The following is a 22,112-nucleotide window of genomic DNA, read 5'->3' on the forward strand; positions in this document are numbered from 1 at the left end:
CAAAGCATACAGATATTCTCTTAACCAGCCGCATGCGGCAAAATTTCCGGCAGCCAGACCGGTTCCGGTTCGAGCAATACCTGAAAATGCTGTGCTACACAGTTACGAACATACTTAGCCAGAGCAACTACATCGGCCGCGCTGGCCTGTTTTTTATTAACCAGTACCAAAGCCTGCTTCTCATGAACTGCCGCACCGCCAAGCTGATAGCCTTTCAGGCCGCACTGGTCTATCATCCAGCCTGCTGCCAGCTTTACCTGCCCGTCAGGCTGTGGATAATGCGGCAAAGTCGGATATTGTTTTAATAGGCTTTCTGCCAGTTCAGCCGCCACAACAGGATTTTTAAAAAAACTACCGGCACTGCCAAGCACTCGCGGATCAGGCAGCTTCTGCCGGCGGATACGGCACACTGCCTGTGCAACGATACTGGCGGTTAAAGGCTGCCCCTGTGCCAGCTCTGTGGCCACCTGAGCTAAATCACCATAATGCAGTTGTGGTGTAAAACTGCGGAATAATACAACCCGTACCGCCACAATGACATAACGCCCTTGCCGTTCATGCTTAAATACACTGTCCCGGTAAGCAAAGCTGCATTCATTCCGGCTAAGCCAGCACAGTTGCTGACTTTCAAGATCAAAACATTGTACAGCCTCAATACAGGATTGTACTTCAACACCATAAGCGCCGATATTCTGTACAGGTGCCGCCCCTACTGTACCCGGAATCAGACTCAGATTTTCCAGGCCGCACCAGCCCTGCTCCAGCGTGTACTGAACAAATTCATGCCAGTTTTCACCGGCCGCAGCTTCGACGATAACCTGTTCACCATCATCCGCCACCAGCCTGATACCACGATTGGCCATACGCACCACCAGTGCCGGATAATCCGCACAAAACAGAATATTACTCCCACCACCCAGCCACAGCACACTTTGCCGTTCAAACTGAGGCAGTGCCAGAATATCCGGCAACTGTTCAGTATTCGTTAATGTGACCAGCCAGCGTGCCCGTACTGGCAGAGCAAAAGTATTTAGCGGCTGTAAATCTGCATGTTCAATCACACTTATCATGATTTGCCTTCTGCATCTGTCAGCATAAATTTTTCACTTTTCCGGTGCAGATACCACACCAGTGCCACAGCCGCACCTGTCAATGCCAGCACCAGAGCCAGCCAGAAACCATAAAGCGCCATACCGAAATACAAACCAAACAGACAGCCGAAACCCAGACCCAGCCCCCAGAAACTGAATGCATGAATCACCATCGGAATCTTAGTCAGCTTATAGCCGCGCAAGGCATAAGAAGCAATTGTCTGTGTTGCATCAGACAACTGGAAAACTGCTGCAAAAATCAACAGCGTACCGCCGAGTAAAATCACTTCCTGATCAGCTGTATATAAGCCTACCCAGAAATGCCGGAACAGCAGCAGCATTACCCCGGTAAAGCAGGCACCAAGCAGACCCATACACAACCCCACTCCGGAAACAAAGCGGGCACGCTGCCAGTTACGTGCTCCGACTGCCTGACCCACACATACAGCCAGCGCAATGCCCACACTTTGCGGCAACATATAAATTAAAGAAGTAATACTGATTACCACCTGTTGCGCTGCCACCTGAGTGACCCCGAAACGGGCAATCAGCAAACTAATAAAAGTAAACAGACTCACTTCCAGAAAAAACGACATTCCGATCGGAATACCCAGACGCAACAAAGAAGCCTGTGTACGCCAGCGCGGCCACTCAAAGCGCGCGAACAAAGCAAAAGGTGCAAAATACCGCTGCCGTATAATATATATGCCTAATGCAATGGCATTCAGCCAGAAACAGATAGCTGAGGCCAGACCACAGCCGGCTCCTCCCATCTGCGGCATCCCGAATTTTCCGTAGACAAAAATATAATTAAGCGGAATATTCAGCAATAGTGCAATCAGACTCACCACCATAATAGGTTTGGGGCGGTTTAAAGAAGAGGCAAAAGCATAAAATGCCCGGTGAATCATCGCTGCCGGCATACCCAGTGCAATATAGAACACAAACTGACCAAATACTGCATCCACATATGCACCCATATTCAGCCAGTGCTGCATTGGTATAATCATTGCCCACAGTAACAGCATACCCAGAACACCGAGAAACAGTCCGAACCATATCCCCTGCCGTCCCTGTTCTCCGATTTCCGTTGTTTTACCGGCACCGTATAACTGTGCCAGTATCGGCTGTAATGCCGTCATCACTCCCAGAAAAGTAATATACAGCGTAATAAATACATTCGAACCCAGAGCCACGCCAGCCAGGTCGTTGGCACTGGCATGACCGGCCATTACAGTATCGACTACGCCTACACCTACCTGCGCTACCTGTGCAATAAGAATCGGCAACGCCAGCCGCAGCAATCTGCGACATTCAGCCAGCAACTCGCCCCGGCCGTGCTGATTCAGTTCAAACAACATGTTTCACCTACAAAATTAAACAATACAAACAACAAAATACCGTAAATCATCACATTCATCAGGCAGTTTACTGCTGCGATGCCAACAATAAAACAGGCTGCCTGAAATCATTCAGACAGCCTGCCAGCAAGAAAATCAATTAAGCGCGTTTACGGAATTCAAAAGTACGTGAATCAATTTCCACTTTATCGCCATTTTCAATATAAGCAGCTACCTGAATCTCGGCACCACCTACCAAACGTGCATTTTTCATTACTTTGCCAGAAGTGTCACCTTTTACTGCCGGTTCAGTATATTCCACTTCACGCACGATAATAGTAGGCAGTTCTACAGAAATAGCGCGACCGTCATAGAACGTTACTTCGCATTTTTCTTCCATGCCGTCTACAATAAACTTGATGGCATCGCCGATGTTTTCTGCTTCCACTTCATACTGATTGAATTCATCATCCATGAAAACATACATCGGATCAGCAAAATAGCTGTAAGTGCACTGTTTGCGATCCAGCACTACCACATCAAATTTCTCATCGGCTTTATAAACCGTTTCTGTAGCAGCACCAGTCAACAGGTTTTTCAATTTCATTTTTACCACGGCAGCATTACGACCGGATTTATTGTATTCGGACTTCTGCACCACCATCGGATCATTGCCCACCATAAATACATTACCCGGGCGCAATTCTTGTGCGGTTTTCATCTTTAATCTAACTTCCAAAAATGTTCAGCAAATAATAAGTATATTATTTTAGCGGAAGATGGCTGAATCTGGCTAGTTTTTCCAGCGCATTGTCCTGCCCATGCAGCATTTCTGACCACGCAGCGGCTGATTTTACCCAACTTTGCCAATGCGCGCACAAATACTGCCATGCCTGTTCACGTTTTAACGAACTCACAGCCCCTGCTCCGTTCAGATCATCCGACAAAACAGTAAACGCCTGTCTGAGCTCTGTCGGCCAGCCTTGCATCGCCTTAAACCAGAATGAATGCAGCTTTTGCAGATGGACATCATCATCCTGACGGTAAATATGCCAGAAAAACGGTAATCCTGCCCATAATGCCCGGACAAAGCTGTCTTCACCGCGCACAATAGCCGCTTCTGCCAGCCACAGCAAACGGTCAAAGGCTGCCTGTGGCACAAACGGAATACGTACCAGCGTCACGTTCCCCAGCTCACAGATATCCCCTTCCTGCTGTAGCTCCTCCGGTGCAATTAATTTTGCCACACGTAAACTTTCAATGACCTGTCCGCCGGCGAGCCACAACGTTACCGGCGTATCCGCCTCCTGCCACATAGCCATCCATTGTGCCCACTGACCGGAAGTATAAGCAAATACCAGCCATAACTGCCCTGTATGCTGTAACGGCAAACCATATTCCTGCCTGAATGCCTGCTGAAGCTTCGGCTGTTGTCTGAATTTTTCCCGCTCAGCCAGATAATCCGGTTCCCGTAACAAACCGCCACTGTCCGCATCAATACCCATAAACCAGAAATACTTTTCCAGACCATTAGGCTGCAACGATGACATAGCATGTAAACCAACCGCCCAGTCTTCGGCAGTAAGATACTCCCAGTTCAGCCACAATGGCCGGCACTGCCTCATTCTTTCCAATACCTGAGGCGGGAGCTCACAACCAAACGTTTCTATTACCAATACCGGATCGGCAGCAGCAGACAGCTGTTGCTGCATCATGACATCGCCCTGCCATGCTTCGATAGTAATCCGTGCCTGTTTTTCCGGTGCCGGCACTAGCTTATTAAGTGCATCAGTATCATCAATCCACAAACGCACATGCATGTGCAGATATTCAGCCAGCAGACAGCTTAGCCGCCAGCCTACGCCCGCATCACCATAATTATCAATTACCCGTACAAATACCCATGCCTCTGCCATAGACTCATCCGACAGCATAGTTTCAGGTAAATTTAAAACATGCATTAAAATTTCCTTACAGACAGCACAACTTACTCACACATTCTCACCATTTATCCTTTTGTCAACCATAAAACAGACTTGACAAACTGATTTTATCCACATGAATTAAGCAACACATACTGAACCCTATAAAAAGCAAAAATAGCTGCGCACATGCATCTTATTTTTATATATATTTGTTTTTAAACAATTTTATTTTAAGGCTTATTTTTTAAGCAAGCACATCCAAGTCTTGATTTATAGGCAATTATGCACGCTCATCTTTCATTTTCCACAGATTTATCCACAAATATTGTGAGCATATCTTTAACCCCTTTAACAACAAGGTTTTTTATGCCAGATCATCTGCGCCATGAAAAATAATCAGAAACTAATTACCATTATGGTAAAATAAACCATGCTCTCTAAAGTAGTAAAGCCATTATGTCTGATGCACTTTTTGCCAAAGAAACCATAGCAGTATCACTTGAAGATGAAATGCGCAGTTCCTATCTGGATTACGCCATGAGCGTGATTGTAGGACGTGCTCTTCCTGATGTACGCGATGGGCTGAAACCGGTTCATCGTCGTGTGCTGTATGCAATGAACGAAGCGAATAACGACTGGAACCGGCCTTACAAAAAATCTGCGCGCATTGTCGGCGATGTTATTGGTAAATACCATCCGCACGGCGATACAGCGGTTTACGATACTATCGTACGTCTGGCGCAGGATTTCTCCATGCGTTATCTGCTGGTCGACGGACAAGGTAATTTCGGTTCCGTTGATGGTGACAGTGCAGCTGCTATGCGGTATACCGAAATCCGCATGACAAGAATTGCGCATGAGCTAATGGCTGATATCGAACAGGAAACTGTTGATTTTGTCCCGAATTATGACGGCAAAGAACAAGAGCCGGCGGTATTGCCAACACGTATTCCGACATTACTGATTAATGGTTCTTCCGGTATTGCCGTCGGTATGGCTACCAACATTCCGCCGCACAATATTAACGAAGTAATAGGCGGTGCCAAAGCTCTGCTGGCTAATGAAAACCTCAGTATTGACGAGCTTATCGATCTGATTCCTGCCCCGGATTTTCCGACTGGCGGTATTATTTACGGACTTTCAGGCGTACGTGAGGGTTATCGTACCGGTCGCGGTCGCGTCATTATTCGTGGTAAAACCCATATCGAACCTATCGGACATCATGATGAACGCGAAGCAATCATCATTGATGAAATTCCGTATCAGGTAAACAAAGCCAGACTAGTTGAAAAAATCGGCGAACTGGTACGCAATAAAATTCTCGAAGGTATTTCAGACCTGCGCGACGAGTCGGACAGATCCGGCATGCGTGTGGTTATCGAGCTCAAACGCAATGAAAATAGCGAAGTTGTTCTTAATCAGCTGTATAAATTAACTCAGCTTCAGGACAGTTTCGGCATCAATATGGTGGCTCTGGTAGACGGTCAGCCGCGCCTGCTGAACCTGAAACAGATTCTGAATGAATTTCTGCGTCACCGTCGCGAAGTTGTTACCCGACGTACCATGTTTAATCTGCGTAAAGCACGTGAACGCGGTCACTTGCTCGAAGGTCTGGCAGTAGCTCTGTCTAATGTCGATGAAATCATTGCCCTGATTAAATCATCTCCTACCCCTTCAGAAGCCAAAATCGCTTTAACCTCACGGGCATGGCGTCCTGATCTGGTTAAAAACATGCTCGTACGCAGCGATATTGATGCAAAATTGATCAAGCCTCAGAATTTACCGGAAAATACCGGTCTGAGTGCTGAGGGCTATTTCCTTTCCGACGCGCAGGCACAGGCCATTCTCGAAATGCGTCTGCAACGTCTTACCGGTTTGGAACAGGATAAAATTGTCGATGAATACAAAACTATCCTTGATAATATTGTCGACTTACTTGATATTCTTGCCAAACCGGCTCGTATCAACCAGATTATTCATGATGAGCTGACCGCCATCCAGCAACAATTCGGAGATGAACGTCGCAGCGAAATCAACACTTTTGGTGGCGACATTGCCGATGAAGACCTGATACCGAAACGTGACATGGTGGTTACACTGACTCACGGCGGCTATATCAAAACCCAGCAGGCAGATGACTATCAGGCACAACGGCGTGGCGGTCGTGGTAAACAAGCAACGGCCACCAAAGATGAAGACTTTATTGAAACTCTGTTTATCGCCAATACACACGACTACCTGCTGTGTTTCACCAGCCTGGGTAAATGCCACTGGATTAAAGTATACAAACTGCCTGAAGGCGGCCGCAACAGCCGTGGGCGGCCGGTTAACAACCTGATTCAGCTTGAAGAAGGTGAAAAAATTAACACCATTCTGCCAGTACGTGAATTCAGCGAAAATGAATACGTCTTTATGTGTACTGAACAGGGTATCGTTAAGAAAACCTCACTAATCGATTTTTCACGTCCACGCTCAGCCGGCATTATCGCCCTCGGACTGGATGAAGGTGACCATCTGATTGGTGCGGTTAAAACTGCCGGTAAACACGACATCATGCTGTTTTCCAATGGTGGTAAAGCAGTCCGTTTCAGTGAAGACAATGTTCGTCCGATGGGACGCAGTGCCCGCGGTGTACGCGGCATGAAACTGGCTGAAAATAACCAGGTAATCAGCCTGCTGGCCTATGATGCTGAAGAAGATAGCGACAAACTGGTACTGACCGCCACAGCCAACGGCTTTGGTAAACGCACTGCTGTTGATGACTACCGGCGTTCCGGCCGTGGTACTCAGGGCGTAATTGCCATCGATACCGGTGAACGTAATGGTGACCTGGTAGCCGCTACACTCGTAGCCGATAGCGACGACCTGATGCTGATTACCAGTGGCGGTGTACTGATTCGTACCAAAGTCGATCAGATCCGTTCTACCGGTCGTGCCGCTGCCGGTGTTAAACTGATTAATCTGGATGAAGGTGAAAAACTGGTCAGTCTGGAACGTATTGCTGAAGCAGAAGAAAACAGCGATAACGAAGTAGATATACTGGATACACCAGAAGCTTAATTCCGACATTTAAAAGCATAAAGCCGACTTTCCCAGTCGGCTTTATTTTTTACCGGTATAAACATAATCAGCTTTCAGACAGCATAAAATCCACTACTTGATAATAATAATGAAATCCACTATCATCTTTACCCACAAAAGAAACCAAACACACACAAAGGACAAAACATGTACGTTTGTCTGTGCAATGCCATTACTGATCGCCAGATAAAAGAAACTGTTGCTGCCGGCGCCTCAAGTCTCACTGATTTACAGGCTCAGCTTGGTGTAGCCACTTGTTGTGGCTGCTGTGCTGATTTAGCCAGCTCATTCCTGTCCTGCCATCAGGATCGTCAGATTAATTGCACCAAAGCGGATAACACATAAAAATTTAATACTCATACGAATAATTAACCGTTATTTTCTTTACTGCATTCTTATTTATCAACCATTTCATATTTTTATCTTTTAACTAAATATAGATAACTTATTTATAATTAGTTGCGCTACCCAAATCAACAAAACCATATATTTTACATAAATCAACAAATAGGCATATAAGAACACATAAGCCTTTTGGTTTGTTTATTATGTTCAATGTTTTGTTTTTTACTTAAAGGGAGCAATAAATGAAAAAGAATAATCTGATAAAACACTATTTTCTTACATCAAGCTTAGCGATATTAATTACATTAGCATTACCTGCTACTGCAAAAACCACTACCAAAGTTAATAAGGCTGAAGTTAATCGTTTATCGAATTATTTTATAGCTCAGGATAAATCAGTCAGCAGCAAAATAGATTTTGATGGTTACATGAAATTAGCCGAAGAAGTAAAACGATACAGAGCTAAAAGACTTCTTCCTTTAAACCAATTTTTGGCCAAATCCAAAAATTCAAAAACCATTATTTTGGACTCCAGATCCAAAGAAATGTATGACAGAAAGCATTTGAAAGGAGCCATTCATCTGAATTTCTCCGATTATAACCAGATTAGCCTATACAGATTAATTCCAGATAAAAATACAACCATTCTCATTTATTGCAATAATAATTTTATAGATGACCAGGAAAACTTTGCCAGTAAAATGGCAGTAACACCAACAGACCTGAACGGACTGCCATCTTATCGTGATAAGATCAGTTTAGCCCTTAATATACCTACCTTTATCAATCTATACGGATATGGTTATCGTAATGTTTACGAATTAGGAGATCTCGTTTCTGTTAACGACAAAAGATTAAAATTTGAAGGTAGCGAAGTTAAATAAATCATTTACCCGCACAAATCATTAAACCCATCTATTCTGACTATTCACATAAATAGTCAGAATAGATGACCGTACTTACTTTTTTCTCTCTGTTGATTGAAACCATACTAAGTTATTAACTTGCAGGCAAATACCAATATTACCTTCAGGAGCAAAACAGGAATCCGCCATCATAGCCCTGCACTTATTTTGTGATTATCGGCCAAACCTGCTTGTCCGGCACCCGGCACGACAAAAGAATAATCAATAGCAACGAACTGTATTTACTATCATAACGGTTTCTTTAAAACCCATGCAGATGTATGAGCAGTAAAACCGATATGACCATAATAGTCGACAGCCTGTGGGGCAGCAATTAAAACAATTCCGGCATTCTCTCCAGTATTTTTCTGAATTTCCCGAATCAACTGCTTACCAATACCCTGCTTTTGATAGCGCTCATCAACAGCCAAATCAGCCAGATAAGTAATATAAACAAAATCAGTTAAACAGCGCGCAATACCTACCAACTTCTGTCCGTCCCATGCTGTAATAATTAAATTTGCATTATTCAGCATAGACTGAAAACGGGATTTATCCGTAATCGGACGCCGCTCCCCCAGACTGCAATTTCGGTAAAGATTCAGCGTTTCTTCGAGTTCGGGTTTGATATTACAACGGTAAGCAATATTATTCATACATAATACCTCCAGTAAACGAACAAAGTATTAACTTCACATACAGATACAGTGAAAAACTAATTTGTACAGATGAAACCAACTAATAACCCTGTTCATGGTTCAGCATATTTTAAAATTTGTTTAGAAACTCAATATAATCAGCAGCACTTTGATTGATTGCCTGCGGAGTAATTGTTACTAATAAAGCATCTGTATTAGCGCCAAACAAAGAAAATGCACCCTGATAATTTGCTTTAACATAATGTAAAGTCATTCCATACGGACGCAGAACTGCTGTTAAATCATAATGTGCCCGATAATCCTGTTCCGAACTTCCCATAGAAACAGCCAAACCGATTTTTCGATCTTTAAGCTGAGTCCCGCGGGAACCATATGCCCATCCGTAGGTTAAAACATCATCAAACCACTGTTTCATTAGTGGCGGGCAGTTAAACCAGTAAACCGGAAATTGCCAGATCAGACTACCATGTACCTCTACCAAAGCCTGCTCTTTCTCCACATCAATCTTACCGTCCGGATAAGACTGATACAGCTCATGCACCGTAAATTTTTCCGGAAATTTTTTTACTTCTTCAATCCAGCGTTTATTGACTAAAGAATGTTCAATATCAGGATGCGCTACAATAATCAGTATTTTTTCATTTTATTCCCCTTGGTTATTTGATTACTAAATATAAATAAAAATTAGCTTATCCGAACACATCCGAATTTCAGTTTACAGTACAGCCTGCACTTAAACCAGACGACAGAGCACAGCATTACAGACTATGGCCGTTGCTGATTAAATATTCAGCAAAACTCACCTGTTCAGATAAAAGACCCTGCTGCCGTCGCTGATACCATTCAATCTTGTCATTCAAAATCTGCAGATGTTTTTGCAGTTTTGCCTGCTGTTGCAAAAAATTATCACGAGTCTGTAACAACAACTCCAGCCGCTCAGCAATAGTTATATCCCCCTGACTGCGCAGCAACACATACTGCTGAAGCTGTTCCATACTCATACCGGTATTTTTCAGATGCAAAATAAAACGCATCCAATCAACGTCCTTTTCGGTATAGAAACGACGCTGATTGACAGAGCGCTGCGGAGAAATCAGCCCAAGACTTTCATAATACCGGACAGTTGCCGGCGTTAATCCAAATATATCCGCAAAAGCACGGATACTGTATTGTTGTGACCCTGTCATTCTTATTCCCATCACTAAAATAAAGCTCAAACAACTTAAAATATCATTTCATATTAAAAACTAAGTAATAGCAAATCAGGCAAAACAAACAGACTGAGCAATAACTTGCTTGCCTAACCCTTTTAATGCGTAAAATAAAGAATCAATCTGTATAAAAATAGTAATAAAACTTTGATAATGAATAAAAATATAATTTAAAATAGATATTCAGATAATAATACAGGAAAGCATATGCTTAATATATTGCTAAGGTATAATCAAACCACCACAGCAAAATCAGACAGTACTGGTAACCGTACTTAATTTTTACCAGAGATTAACACCATACATAAAACTCTAAAATATTAAAAATCTGAAAAATAATGGAATACCTGAATAATATTAATTGCCAACACTTTCCATTGGTATGGGATAACCATAAAACCAGTATTTATCAGTTTTTACTCCCTTATCAAAACGCGGATAAACTTCCCGAAACGGCCAAAATTCTGCCTGATCACTCCTTAGATAGTAGAAAAATAAAACAGGCAGCAAGAATGAGGGATGAAATTACAAATTATCATAGTGCCTCTGCAGAACAAAGTTGTGTAGAAAAAATTTTGGCATTACTCACCAAAATAACTGCGCAACCTAATCAATCAGATATCGAAACACTTTACACCCTAGTCCAAACAGGACGAACCTTAAGTTATATTGAAGATTTAACTGAGGAAATACCTAAACTCATTATTGATTTTGATAAATTATACGAATTTATTTATTGGCTAGCACTTAATAGTCCGGATCGTGAAATCATTAAATTCAGTATTGCCATATTAGGATGTTTTACTACCGAACAAACAAAATTATTTTTGTTATTTGGTATGCATGAAGAATTTTCATTATATTCTGCTGGCGCATTACAAAATACACTATCATCTGAAACCGATATTGAAAATGCCTTGCTGACATTAGCAAAAAAAATTGATGGTTGGGGACGTATTCATATCATTTATTGGTTAGTAACATATCCGTTATCATCATCAACAAAAGACTGGTTGCTAAGATCCGGCTATCGAAATAGTTTGATGAATGAATATCTTGCTTACACCTGTGCAATGTCAGGTGAATTAGATAAAGCTTTAGCGCATGAAACCATTGATAGTGAATTAATCAGCTCCACAAGTGAAATTATTGAAGCGCTGATAAACGGCGGACCCACTCAGGATATGCATAACTATGCTGCTGGTGCTAAAGTCTGTCTAAATTATTTAACTCATTTACTCAATCTACCAAATTTAACGGATCTGAAAATATTACGAACCGTTTGGTTATTACACGATTTTGTGGTTAATAAAGTAAACGATTATTATCCTAACTGGGATACGCAAATCAAAAATCAAATAATCAACAAAGCAAATGAAGTTATTAAGCAAGATAAATGGTTAGACTTAATTAAAAATACGCTGACAACTAATGATACGCAACAATTTCAGCTGGCTGCAAACCTTTATACACAATATGGCTTTGATGCATGGAAAGCACGTTTTGAACATCAAAAAAATTATCATAGCGATCAGTGGCCTTATTTACTACTAAGTGATTCATTACCGAGAATAAAGCAAGTTATTCAATTAGCTAATCAACAATATGATTTTGCTAAAATCGCAACAAGCCCAGAATTGATCCATGAATATGAAACAGAAATTGACACATATAATTTATTAGATTTGATTTTACAAGAACTCAATCACTTTCCCGGTGTTGGAGAAGACTTAATATTAATCGGCTTGAATAGCCCGGTTATACAAAACCGTAATATAGCATTAAATACTATAGAAGCTTGGGATCAGTCATTTTGGTCAGAAAGAATTAAAACCGCAATCCAAGAACTGGCAATTATTGAACCTGATGAAAAAATTAAACACAGAATCATCACGTTATTAACCTAAAACAATGATTAATAGCCTTATTATTAAAACAGTCTTTATAAAATTAATTAACAGAGATGTTATTACATAGACAAAAACGTATTAAACAGAACTGACTGCATTAGAGTAGTAAAATAATATATCAAAATTATTTTGCTGCGAATCTGGCAGCCGCACTTAGGGATTTCCTTCACCAAGTAGTGATTATGATGTAAGTTTTATATATGTTCATCCGTTTGCTAAATACTTATTAATTGATAATCCGGCATCTCATTTAACTCTTCCATTTAATAATAAATGGGATTTACATGGTTTGGATTAAAAAAAATCTTACAACTGCTTCAAAAATCGAATACTACGCCTTTTGAGTAAAAGATTGAGCAAACCTATCAATATAATAAATCAGTCCGAATGGTCAAAAAAGATAGTAGACAAAATCTCAAAGAATAAGAAATTCGAGGCACTAAATATATTTAAAAAGCATACTTTCGTTATATCTATGATGAAGACAGATATTCTTCAAACAACTGCTAAACTCCTAAAACTGAATCTACAATCTTATAACTTTAATCTTTGCATAATTAAAACTATATCTAAAGTTGATGGTTCTGGTTCAATACAAAATAACTCTTGAGTTAAAGTTAACTTTAAGTTTTATACTCAAATACTGATAACAACAGGAGTAAGCCATGTCTACAGCATTCAAACAGATCTTTCAGCAAGGCAAGATTAATATTAATTATGCACAATATTTTATCGGCCAAAGCTATTTATGTAACTTAGCCGCTATCGATGAACAAATAGATGTCGATGTTAGCAATGTTACTTTTGAGCCGGGCTGCCATAATCACTGGCACAAACATCTGCATGGCTATCAGATTCTGCTTGTTACAGCAGGACAAGGCTGGTATCAGGAAGCAGATAAACCAGCGCGATTACTGAACCCCGGGGATTCAGTAGTCATTCATGCCGGAGTCAAACACTGGCATGGTGCCACTAAAGACAGCTGGTTCAGCCATATAGCCATTACTAAAGGTCAAAGTGAATGGCTGGAACCGGTAGACAGCAGTGATTACAACAATCTTTAGCTTATCTTTTTTAACCTATAGGAGAAAACCATGAAAAAACAGACAGCAGGCCATGATTTATTAGGTGATTTTGCCCCCCAGTTTGCATATTTTAATGATGATGTACTATTTGGAGAGGTGTGGTCTCGCGAACAGCAATTACCAGCGCATCAGCGCAGCATGATTACTATTGCTGCACTGATCAGTGCCGGTAACTTTGAGCAGTTACGCGCGCATTTAAACATCGGACGACAAAACGGTATTACTGAAACTGAAATTGTTGAGATTATCACTCATCTGGCTTTTTATGTTGGCTGGCCCAAAGCATGGTCAGCATTTAATCTGGCTAAAGAAATATATCATGATACTAAAAAGTAATCTGTGCAATAATCATCATATCAAACAAATTAATTGTCAGATTAAAGACTTATTTGCAAACTATTCTGATTTGTTTGAAGACAGTAAATGCCGGTTTATTAAATTTTCTGCCGGTGATGGTCAATTTTACAATATGCAAAGGAATAAATATGAGTGTTCAGAATAAGGTTGTTATTATTACCGGTGCATCATCCGGTATTGGTGCGGCAACAGCCCGCTTACTGGCTCGGAACGGAGCTAAAGTTGTTCTGGCAGCACGCCGTGAACAGCAACTGCAATTATTGAAACAGGAAATTACTCAATCTGGCGGTCAGGCAGTTTATCAGGTTACAGATGTGCGCCAACCGGAACAACTGCAGACACTGGTCGAACTGGCACAAAAACATTTTCAGGGCGTTGATGTGATATTCAATAACGCCGGAATCATGCCTAACTCACCAATCAGTGCCGTTCAAACTCAGCAGTGGAATGACATGATTGATATTAATCTGAAAGGTGTGCTAAACGGTATAGCTGCAGTGATGCCGATTTTTACTAAACAAAAATCGGGACATATTATTACCACCTCTTCTATAGCCGGTATCAAAAGCTTTATGAGTTGTGGTGTTTATGGAGCCACCAAATTTGCTGTACGCAATCTGATGGAAGTTATCCGGCAGGAAAGTGCAACCGAACAAACCAATATTCGCACCACTACCCTATATCCGGCTGCAATCAATACCGAGCTTTTACAAGGCATTACCGATACTGCTGTTTTACAAAGTATGACTGAACTCTATAAACAGGTAGGCATCAGCCCTGACGCCATTGCACGCGTAGTAAATTTTGCTATTGAACAACCTGAAGATACCAATATTAGTGAATTAACTATTTATCCGACTAAACAAGCATAGAAGTTGAATGTGATTTACCAACAAGAGTGTAATATCCATCTGTTTGAGCCGATATTACACTCTTATTACGTTTGCTGATACGGAGTGAATCACGATCATTTATATGCTTTTTTCATATATAACATAGTTGCCTGTATACAATAAAATGTTCAGCATATTCAAATACCATTAAACAACTAAATGATCTATATCTAATGAATTCATTATTGATAACATTCCATTGAATCTGTGCAGATATAAAAAGCCCGGACAAATTGTCCGGGCTTTTCAACATCTCAGTCAGGCAATCAGATAGTTATAGATTGATTGCCATCAAAGTTGTTTATTTTCGATGCGTGCGCAAGTAGTCCAGCGTTTTCAGTTGGGCAATTGCCGCAGCTAAAGCCACATGTGCTTTTACCAGAGAAACATCATCTTTGGCTTCATGTATACCTGATTCTGCTGCTTTTTTAGCCTCTTCGGCACGCTGCTGATCCATTTCTTCACTGCGAACGGCCACGTCCGCCAACAGCGTAAGCTTATCCGGCTGTACTTCCAGGACACCACCTGATACAGCTACCAGAATTTCTTCTTTCTGGCCAGGCACTGTCAAACGCAAGGCACCAGGACGCACCAGGCTCATAATGGGTTCATGGCGAGGATAAATACCAAGCTCACCTTCCAGAGTAGGCACGACTACAAAACTTGCTTCTCCGGAGTAGATGCTTTCTTCATTACTCACCACTTCCACTTGCATGGTACTCATCAAGTGCTCCTTAGTTTAGGGTTTTCGCTTTTTCAGCAGCTTCTTCGATATTGCCTACCATGTAGAAAGCCTGCTCCGGCAAGTGATCATATTCACCGCTCAGAATAGCCTTAAAGCCGGCAATAGTATCACGCAGAGATACATATTTACCCGGCGCACCGGTAAATACTTCCGCTACGTGGAAAGGCTGTGACAAAAAGCGCTGAATTTTACGCGCACGGTTTACAGTCAGCTTGTCTTCATCAGACAATTCATCCATACCCAGAATTGCAATAATATCGTTCAATTCTTTGTATTTTTGCAGAGTAGTCTGTACACCGCGTGCAACATCATAATGTTCCTGACCGATTACAGCAGGATCAAGCTGACGGGAAGTGGAATCCAGCGGATCTACAGCAGGATAAATACCTAAAGAGGCAATATCACGGCTCAGCACGACTGTAGCATCCAAGTGGGCAAAAGTAGTAGCCGGAGACGGGTCAGTCAAGTCATCCGCAGGTACATATACGGCCTGAATAGACGTGATAGAACCAGTTTTAGTGGAAGCAATACGCTCCTGTAAGCGTCCCATCTCTTCAGCCAGTGTCGGCTGATAACCCACAGCAGACGGCATACGTCCTAATAATGCAGATACTTCAGTACCGGCCAGTGTGTAACGGTAAATGTTATCGATGAACAGCAATACATCGCGACCTTTACCATTTTCATCTTTTTCATCACGGAAATATTCCGCCATGGTCAGCCCGGTTAATGCCACACGCAGACGGTTACCTGGTGGCTCATTCATCTGACCATACACCATCGCTACTTTATCCAGTACGTTGGAATCTTTCATCTCGTGATAAAAGTCGTTACCTTCACGGGTACGTTCACCAACGCCGGCAAACACAGACAAACCACTGTGTGCTTTAGCAATATTATTAATCAGTTCCATCATGTTTACGGTTTTACCCACACCGGCACCACCGAACAGACCAACTTTACCGCCTTTAGCAAACGGGCAAAGCAAATCAATCACCTTGATGCCGGTTTCCAGCAATTCAGTAGAGCTGGAAAGTTCATCAAATTTCGGTGCCTGCTGATGAATAGAACGGGTAGTATCGGTTTTGATTTCACCTGCTTCATCTACCGGGTGACCCAAAACGTCCATAATCCGGCCCAGAGTCGCTGTACCTACCGGTACGGTAATCGGAGCACCGGTATTGATTACGGCCATACCGCGTTTCAGACCATCGGAAGTACCCATCGGAATGGTACGTACAATACCATCACCCAGTAACTGTTCAACTTCCAGAGTTAAATCAGTATCAACCAGTTTAAGAGCGTCATACACATTGGGGATAGAATCATGCGGAAATTCAACGTCCACTACCGCACCAATGATTTGTACGATTTTGCCTTGGCTCATTATCGCATCCTAAGTTTATTTGACCTGTGCTGCTTAAACAGCAGCAGCACCGGCCACAATTTCTGACAACTCTGTGGTAATCGCTGCCTGACGCGATTTGTTATATATCAGACGCAATTCTTTAATGGCATTGCTTGCATTATCAGTAGCAGCTTTCATCGCTACCATACGTGCAGCCTGTTCGGCAGCCATATTTTCAGATAAGGCCTGATAAACCACAGACTCTAAATAACGGCGGACTAAAAATTCCAGCACCTGCTGTGGTGATGGTTCGTATACATATTCCCAGCCGAACTCTTTGCTTTCAGATACTTCATCCAGAACATTCTGACCAATCGGCAACAGGGTTTCCAGACGTGCTTCCTGACGCATAGTATTGATAAAACCGGCATAAACCAGATAAATAGCATCCAGTTTACCTTCGGCATAGCGCTGGAAAATTTCCGTTAACGGACCTAATAATGTAGCTACTTTAGGTGTATCACCCAAACCCACAGCACTGGCAATGACATTCAAACCTACACGGTTACAGGCTGCCAGCCCTTTACCGCCCAGACACACAATCTCTGCATCCAGACCATTCTGCTCACATTCCTGCACCTTATGAAAGAACGCTTTTAAAATATTTGCATTCAATCCGCCGCACAAGCCTTTATCTGTGGTAATGACAATAAAGCCAACACGCTTGCTGTCATTATTACTGCGCAATAAAGGTACGTTATGAGTAGAGTGGGTTTGTGCCAGATGGCTCATCACCAGACGAATTTTATCGGCATACGGACGCGCCTGACGCATCCGTTCCTGAGTCTTCCGCATTTTAGAGGTTGACACCATCTGCATCGCTTTAGTGATCTTTTGAGTATTCTGAACACTGCGAATTCTGGTGAGAATCTCTTTTCCTACTGCCATTTCAGACTCCTTTCAATAACACGCTTACGCAAAGCTGTAAGACGATTTGAAGGTCTTCATGGCGTTGTCCAATGCTTTGGCATTATCATCGCTCAAAGCGCCGGTAGTATCAATGTCCTGTAACACATTCGGACACTGGGTACGCACATAGCTTAAAAATTCTGCTTCAAAGGCCAATGCTTTTGATACCGGCACATCATCATAAGAGCCGTTATTAATCGCCCACAGTGTCAGCGCCATTTCACCTGTGCTCAGTGTACTGAACTGCTTCTGTTTCATCAGTTCCGTCACAACTTCACCATGACGCAGCTGTTTACGGGTAGCTTCATCCAGATCAGAAGCAAACTGCGAGAATGCAGCCAGTTCACGGTACTGTGCCAGTGCCAGACGAATACCGCCGCCCAGCTTTTTAATGACTTTAGTCTGTGCTGCACCACCTACACGGGATACTGAAATACCGGCATTGATAGCAGGACGAATACCAGAGTTAAACAGGTCTGTTTCCAGGAATATCTGACCGTCTGTAATCGAAATTACATTAGTAGGTACGAATGCAGATACGTCACCGGCCTGAGTTTCAATAATTGGCAAAGCAGTCAGAGAACCGGTTTTACCTTTAACGGCACCTTTGGTCAGTTCTTCTACCTCATGTGCATTAATGCGGGAAGCGCGTTCCAGCAAGCGTGAATGCAGATAGAATACATCACCCGGATAAGCCTCACGGCCTGGCGGACGACGCAAAAGCAGGGAAATCTGACGATACGCCACAGCCTGTTTAGACAGGTCATCGTATACAATCAGCGCATCTTCGCCGTTATCACGGAAATATTCACCCATACTGCAACCGGCATATGGCGCAATATATTGCAGTGCAGCTGCTTCTGATGCAGTGGCAGCAATAATGATGGTGTGATCCATGGCACCATGTTCTTCCAGTTTACGTACTACACTGGCAATGGAAGAAGCTTTCTGACCGATAGCAACATAAATACAGATAACACCGGTATCTTTCTGGTTAACAATGGCATCAAGTGCCACGGCTGTTTTACCAGTCTGACGGTCACCAATAATCAGCTCACGCTGACCACGACCAATCGGTACCATTGAGTCAATGGCTTTCAAACCGGTTTGCATTGGCTGATCTACGGACTGACGCGCAATCACCCCGGGAGCAATTTTTTCTACCGGAGCAGTATGTGTAGTATTAATCGGACCTTTGCCATCGATCGGGCGGCCAAGTGCATCAACTACGCGACCAATCAGTTCACGGCCAACCGGTACTTCCAGAATTCGGCCGGTACAGGTAACTTCGTCACCTTCCTTAATATGTTCTGATTCACCCAGAATCACGGCACCTACAGAATCGCGCTCCAGGTTCATGGCGAGACCAAATGTATTGCCGGGAAACTCGAGCATTTCACCTTGCATCACGTCTGATAAGCCGTGAACGCGCACAATCCCGTCAGTTACAGACATTACAGTACCGCGGGTACGTAATTCTGAATCAACGTTCAGGTTTGCGATTTTAGCTTTAATCAAATCGCTAATTTCAGCAGGATTAAGCTGCATGAAAACTCTCCTAATTCATCAATGCCGTATGCAGGCTGTTTAATCTGCCTTGCACCGACAAATCCAATACTTGGTCACCAACTTCTACTTTTACGCCACCAATCAATTCCGGGGCAACCACCTGACGCGCTTTCAACCGGCTTTTGAAATGGGCTTCCATATCTAAAACGACTTGTGTAAATTGTTGTTCGTCAATGGGATAAGCCGTATATACAGTGGCCTCTTTTATGTCGTTTAGGGACAAAGCATAGTCTTGGAATAACGTATAAATTTCTGGCAAAACTGTTAAGCGTTTGTTCTGCGCTAACAGAAAGATGAAATTTTTTAATTCATCAGCCGGCGTAAAATCCACTAATGACAGGATTTGTTTTGCCTTTTCTGTGTATTCGCATTCCGGCTCGTCAATCAGTAACTGCACTTTAGGTTGCAGAATAATTTCAGCCAGTGTTTTCAGTTCGTCCAACCAAGACTCAATTTGATTCTGTTCTTGTGCCAGACTGAATAATGCCTTTGCATATGGTCTGGCTATGGTTGCGAACTCAGCCATGGGATTACAGCTCCTGTTTCAGGTTCGCCAGTAAATCAGCGTGACGTGAAGGATTAACTTCGCTGCGCAGGATAGATTCGGCACCTTTAACAACCAAATCAGCTACCTGCTGACGCAATGCTTCACGGGCTCTGTTGGCTTCCTGCTCAACATCAGCTTTTGCCTGAGCCATGATACGGGCAGCTTCTTCTGATGCCTGCGTTTTGGCATCTTCAACAATCTGCGCGGCACGCTTTTCTGCATTGGCCACCATTTCGGAGACCTGACTGCGACCCTCGGCTAAGATATCAGCAACGCGTTTTTCCGCCTGAGCAAAATCGTTTTTCCCGCGTTCGGCAGCAGCCAAACCTTCGGCAATTTTGTCGGCACGGGCATCAAGTACTTTGACAATGGGCGGCCATACGAATTTCATCGTAAATAGCACAAACATGACAAAAACGACTACTTGTGCAATTAGGGTTGCATTGATATTCACGATTAAACCTTTAGAATTTGTGTTTATTAATTAAAACAGTTAACAACCAGCAAATCCAAGTTTATCAGCCGCCAATTTTGGCAAAGTATAAGAATGATACGCCCAGGGAGATAATGAACGCAGCATCAATCATACCCATGATAATGAAGAATTTACCCAGTAATGAGCCCATTAATTCAGGCTGACGGGCAGAAGATTCCATGTATTTTGCACCCAGCATGCCAATACCGATAGAGGCACCCATTGCAGAAATACCAATCATCAGACCACAAGCGATAGCGATTAAACCACCCATTTACTTAACTCCTTAAATATAAAGAAAAGAGAATACTACAACAAATAAACTGACCCTTAATGGGAATCGTGAGCCTGACCCAGATAAACAAAAGTCAGTACCATAAAGAGATAGGCCTGCAGGGCGATTACCAGAATATGGAATATAGCCCATGCCAGACCTGCAATTATCTGCAGAATAAACAGCACAACATCACTGACACCGGCGGCACCGGACATACCCCATGCACCACCCATTAAGGCAATAACCATAAACAGAATTTCACCGGCATACATATTACCGAACAGTCGCATACCATGTGAAAGGGTTTTGGAGAAAAACTCAATAATATTCATCAGAAAGTTTGGGATAAACAACCAAACTTTGTTGCCGAACGGCGCGCTGAATAATTCATGAATCCAGCCACCCAGTCCCTTGATTTTAATATTATAAACAATACATAAAAACAAGACTGAAATAGCCATGGCCATGGTCGTATTCAGATCGGCGGTAGGTACCACACGCAGATAGGCATGATGATCACCGGTAGCATGCTGCCATGCCCATGGCAGTAAATCCACCGGCAATAAATCCATAATATTCATGAAGAGAATCCACATGAATACAGTCAGCCCCAGGGGAGCAATAATCTTACGAGATTTCTCGTTATGAATCATATCTTTGCAGATACCGCTAACGAATTCAATCAGCAATTCAATTGCAGCCTGAAAACGGGTTGGCACGTCTGCTTTCATACGTCTGGCTGCTATAAACAAAATAGCAGAAGCGATTACACCGGTCAGAATGGAAAAGAATAGTGTATCCAGATTGAGAAATGAGAAATCAACCATATTTGTCTGATAATCTGGTGATTTCTGGGTGTAATTAATTAAGTGATGGCTAATATATTCGCCCGGAGTCATCTCTGTGCCGCTCATAATAACAATCTTTTTCTAAATGTGAACAATCCGGCCTGACTGACCAGTATTAGTCCTGTCAGGAAAGCAAACCAGTTAACAGCGGAATAGCATATATACACCAGTAACATCATCAGGCATATCATCAGAATTTTGCTAATCTCGGCCATCAACAGTGTTGCAGGTAATAGCGCCGGTAATTTTTTTGCAGCAATAATAGTTAATATCGCCAGTAATGTAGGTATCAGGTAACACAGCCCACCTAATACTGCTGACCAGATAGCAGAATAATTCCACAACCATGCGGACACGCAAACTGCGGCAAACAACATGACTGTTTGCCAAAACATGATCCACTTCATTCTGTTACCCTGAAAACACTTCGGTAAGCTGCGATAATATAATCAACTAATACAATATCGTCAAGTAATTTTGTGAAATTTTGTTAAATTAACTACACCTAATTAATTAATTTTTCTATATATTT

At 42.5% G+C, this 22,112-nt stretch carries 23 protein-coding genes and 1 pseudogene; 8 read left to right on the forward strand and 16 right to left on the reverse strand.

The annotated features are described in order from the left end of the window. Nucleotides 1-20: 20 nt before the first annotated feature. The 4 genes from murB to earP all read right to left on the reverse strand — a co-directional run bounded on the left by murB (nucleotide 21) and on the right by earP (nucleotide 4,392). Nucleotides 21-1,070, reverse strand: coding sequence for a UDP-N-acetylmuramate dehydrogenase (gene murB / locus GYY70_RS10725; protein WP_174832360.1), 1,050 nt, complete (start codon nucleotides 1,068-1,070; stop codon nucleotides 21-23). Next, complete coding sequence (locus tag GYY70_RS10730; RefSeq protein ID WP_037394777.1) at nucleotides 1,067-2,452, reverse strand: MATE family efflux transporter; 1,386 nt, start codon at nucleotides 2,450-2,452, stop codon at nucleotides 1,067-1,069. The genes murB and GYY70_RS10730 overlap by 4 nt, the downstream gene beginning before the upstream one ends. 139 nt (nucleotides 2,453-2,591) lie before the next feature. Continuing rightward, nucleotides 2,592-3,152, reverse strand: coding sequence for an elongation factor P (gene efp, locus GYY70_RS10735; RefSeq protein WP_025331610.1), 561 nt, complete (start codon nucleotides 3,150-3,152; stop codon nucleotides 2,592-2,594). 43 nt (nucleotides 3,153-3,195) lie between these two features. Continuing rightward, entirely contained in the window at nucleotides 3,196-4,392 is a 1,197-nt protein-coding gene (gene earP / locus GYY70_RS10740; RefSeq protein ID WP_238791949.1) for an elongation factor P maturation arginine rhamnosyltransferase EarP, read from the reverse strand. Nucleotides 4,393-4,812: 420 nt separating this feature from the next. On the opposite strand from earP, the gene gyrA reads away from it, so the two are divergent. The 3 genes from gyrA (at nucleotide 4,813) to GYY70_RS10755 (ending at nucleotide 8,666) form a co-directional block, all read left to right on the forward strand. Next, entirely contained in the window at nucleotides 4,813-7,416 is a 2,604-nt protein-coding gene (gene gyrA, locus GYY70_RS10745) for a DNA gyrase subunit A (RefSeq protein ID WP_174832361.1), read from the forward strand. A gap of 168 nt (nucleotides 7,417-7,584) precedes the next feature. After that, the gene (locus GYY70_RS10750; protein ID WP_078475503.1) at nucleotides 7,585-7,782 is read left to right on the forward strand and encodes a (2Fe-2S)-binding protein; all 198 of its coding nucleotides are present in this window, start codon (nucleotides 7,585-7,587) and stop codon (nucleotides 7,780-7,782) included. A gap of 242 nt (nucleotides 7,783-8,024) precedes the next feature. Continuing rightward, the gene (locus tag GYY70_RS10755) at nucleotides 8,025-8,666 is read left to right on the forward strand and encodes a rhodanese-like domain-containing protein (protein WP_084548202.1); all 642 of its coding nucleotides are present in this window, start codon (nucleotides 8,025-8,027) and stop codon (nucleotides 8,664-8,666) included. 269 nt (nucleotides 8,667-8,935) lie between these two features. Here GYY70_RS10755 and GYY70_RS10760 read toward each other — a convergent pair whose 3' ends face one another. From GYY70_RS10760 to GYY70_RS10770, 3 genes are all read right to left on the reverse strand, one after another. Beyond that, a complete protein-coding gene (locus tag GYY70_RS10760; protein ID WP_084551381.1) occupies nucleotides 8,936-9,343 on the reverse strand; it encodes a GNAT family N-acetyltransferase in 408 nt (135 codons plus the stop codon). Nucleotides 9,344-9,455: 112 nt separating this feature from the next. Next, the gene (locus tag GYY70_RS10765) at nucleotides 9,456-9,980 is read right to left on the reverse strand and encodes an NAD(P)H-dependent oxidoreductase (RefSeq protein ID WP_174832416.1); all 525 of its coding nucleotides are present in this window, start codon (nucleotides 9,978-9,980) and stop codon (nucleotides 9,456-9,458) included. A 124-nt stretch (nucleotides 9,981-10,104) separates the two neighbouring features. Further along, nucleotides 10,105-10,533 carry a MerR family transcriptional regulator gene (locus GYY70_RS10770; RefSeq protein ID WP_202984475.1) on the reverse strand — a complete coding sequence of 143 codons (429 nt, stop codon included), beginning with the start codon at nucleotides 10,531-10,533 and terminating at the stop codon, nucleotides 10,105-10,107. A 362-nt stretch (nucleotides 10,534-10,895) separates the two neighbouring features. On the opposite strand from GYY70_RS10770, the gene GYY70_RS10775 reads away from it, so the two are divergent. The 5 genes and pseudogenes from GYY70_RS10775 to GYY70_RS10795 all read left to right on the forward strand — a co-directional run bounded on the left by GYY70_RS10775 (nucleotide 10,896) and on the right by GYY70_RS10795 (nucleotide 14,781). Further along, nucleotides 10,896-12,464, forward strand: coding sequence for a hypothetical protein (locus GYY70_RS10775; protein WP_174832362.1), 1,569 nt, complete (start codon nucleotides 10,896-10,898; stop codon nucleotides 12,462-12,464). 172 nt (nucleotides 12,465-12,636) lie between these two features. After that, nucleotides 12,637-12,765: pseudogene (locus tag GYY70_RS12280) on the forward strand (DNA polymerase beta superfamily protein); the annotation flags it as partial. Between the two features lie 367 nt (nucleotides 12,766-13,132). After that, entirely contained in the window at nucleotides 13,133-13,531 is a 399-nt protein-coding gene (locus GYY70_RS10785) for a cupin domain-containing protein (RefSeq protein WP_174832363.1), read from the forward strand. 30 nt (nucleotides 13,532-13,561) lie between these two features. After that, on the forward strand, nucleotides 13,562-13,888 hold the full coding sequence (locus tag GYY70_RS10790) for a carboxymuconolactone decarboxylase family protein (protein WP_174832364.1): 327 nt from the start codon (nucleotides 13,562-13,564) through the stop codon (nucleotides 13,886-13,888). Nucleotides 13,889-14,037: 149 nt separating this feature from the next. After that, nucleotides 14,038-14,781 (forward strand): SDR family oxidoreductase, encoded by a 744-nt coding sequence (locus GYY70_RS10795; RefSeq protein ID WP_174832365.1) that lies wholly within the window; start codon nucleotides 14,038-14,040, stop codon nucleotides 14,779-14,781. 322 nt (nucleotides 14,782-15,103) lie between these two features. On the opposite strand, the gene GYY70_RS10800 is transcribed toward GYY70_RS10795, so the two are convergent. From GYY70_RS10800 to GYY70_RS10840, 9 genes are all read right to left on the reverse strand, one after another. Continuing rightward, nucleotides 15,104-15,526: a F0F1 ATP synthase subunit epsilon gene (locus tag GYY70_RS10800; protein WP_041881260.1), complete on the reverse strand. Its 423-nt coding sequence runs from the start codon at nucleotides 15,524-15,526 to the stop codon at nucleotides 15,104-15,106. 10 nt (nucleotides 15,527-15,536) lie between these two features. Beyond that, nucleotides 15,537-16,934 (reverse strand): F0F1 ATP synthase subunit beta, encoded by a 1,398-nt coding sequence (gene atpD, locus GYY70_RS10805; protein WP_084548194.1) that lies wholly within the window; start codon nucleotides 16,932-16,934, stop codon nucleotides 15,537-15,539. A gap of 33 nt (nucleotides 16,935-16,967) precedes the next feature. Continuing rightward, nucleotides 16,968-17,843, reverse strand: a complete 876-nt coding sequence (gene atpG / locus GYY70_RS10810) for a F0F1 ATP synthase subunit gamma (protein ID WP_025331623.1) — start codon at nucleotides 17,841-17,843, stop codon at nucleotides 16,968-16,970. Between the two features lie 24 nt (nucleotides 17,844-17,867). After that, entirely contained in the window at nucleotides 17,868-19,412 is a 1,545-nt protein-coding gene (atpA, locus tag GYY70_RS10815) for a F0F1 ATP synthase subunit alpha (protein WP_025331624.1), read from the reverse strand. Nucleotides 19,413-19,422: 10 nt separating this feature from the next. Next, nucleotides 19,423-19,959 (reverse strand): F0F1 ATP synthase subunit delta, encoded by a 537-nt coding sequence (locus tag GYY70_RS10820; protein ID WP_078475494.1) that lies wholly within the window; start codon nucleotides 19,957-19,959, stop codon nucleotides 19,423-19,425. Between the two features lie 4 nt (nucleotides 19,960-19,963). Continuing rightward, a complete protein-coding gene (locus GYY70_RS10825; protein ID WP_084562763.1) occupies nucleotides 19,964-20,434 on the reverse strand; it encodes a F0F1 ATP synthase subunit B in 471 nt (156 codons plus the stop codon). A gap of 64 nt (nucleotides 20,435-20,498) precedes the next feature. Next, nucleotides 20,499-20,729 (reverse strand): F0F1 ATP synthase subunit C, encoded by a 231-nt coding sequence (atpE, locus tag GYY70_RS10830; RefSeq protein WP_084562761.1) that lies wholly within the window; start codon nucleotides 20,727-20,729, stop codon nucleotides 20,499-20,501. A 56-nt stretch (nucleotides 20,730-20,785) separates the two neighbouring features. Then, nucleotides 20,786-21,646, reverse strand: coding sequence for a F0F1 ATP synthase subunit A (gene atpB, locus GYY70_RS10835; RefSeq protein WP_025331628.1), 861 nt, complete (start codon nucleotides 21,644-21,646; stop codon nucleotides 20,786-20,788). Next, nucleotides 21,643-21,987 (reverse strand): ATP synthase subunit I, encoded by a 345-nt coding sequence (locus GYY70_RS10840; RefSeq protein ID WP_174832366.1) that lies wholly within the window; start codon nucleotides 21,985-21,987, stop codon nucleotides 21,643-21,645. The genes atpB and GYY70_RS10840 overlap by 4 nt, the downstream gene beginning before the upstream one ends. Nucleotides 21,988-22,112 lie beyond the last annotated feature (125 nt).

Origin of the sequence: Snodgrassella sp. ESL0324 (assembly GCF_013344955.1) — a bacterium.
Classification (GTDB): domain Bacteria; phylum Pseudomonadota; class Gammaproteobacteria; order Burkholderiales; family Neisseriaceae; genus Snodgrassella; species Snodgrassella alvi.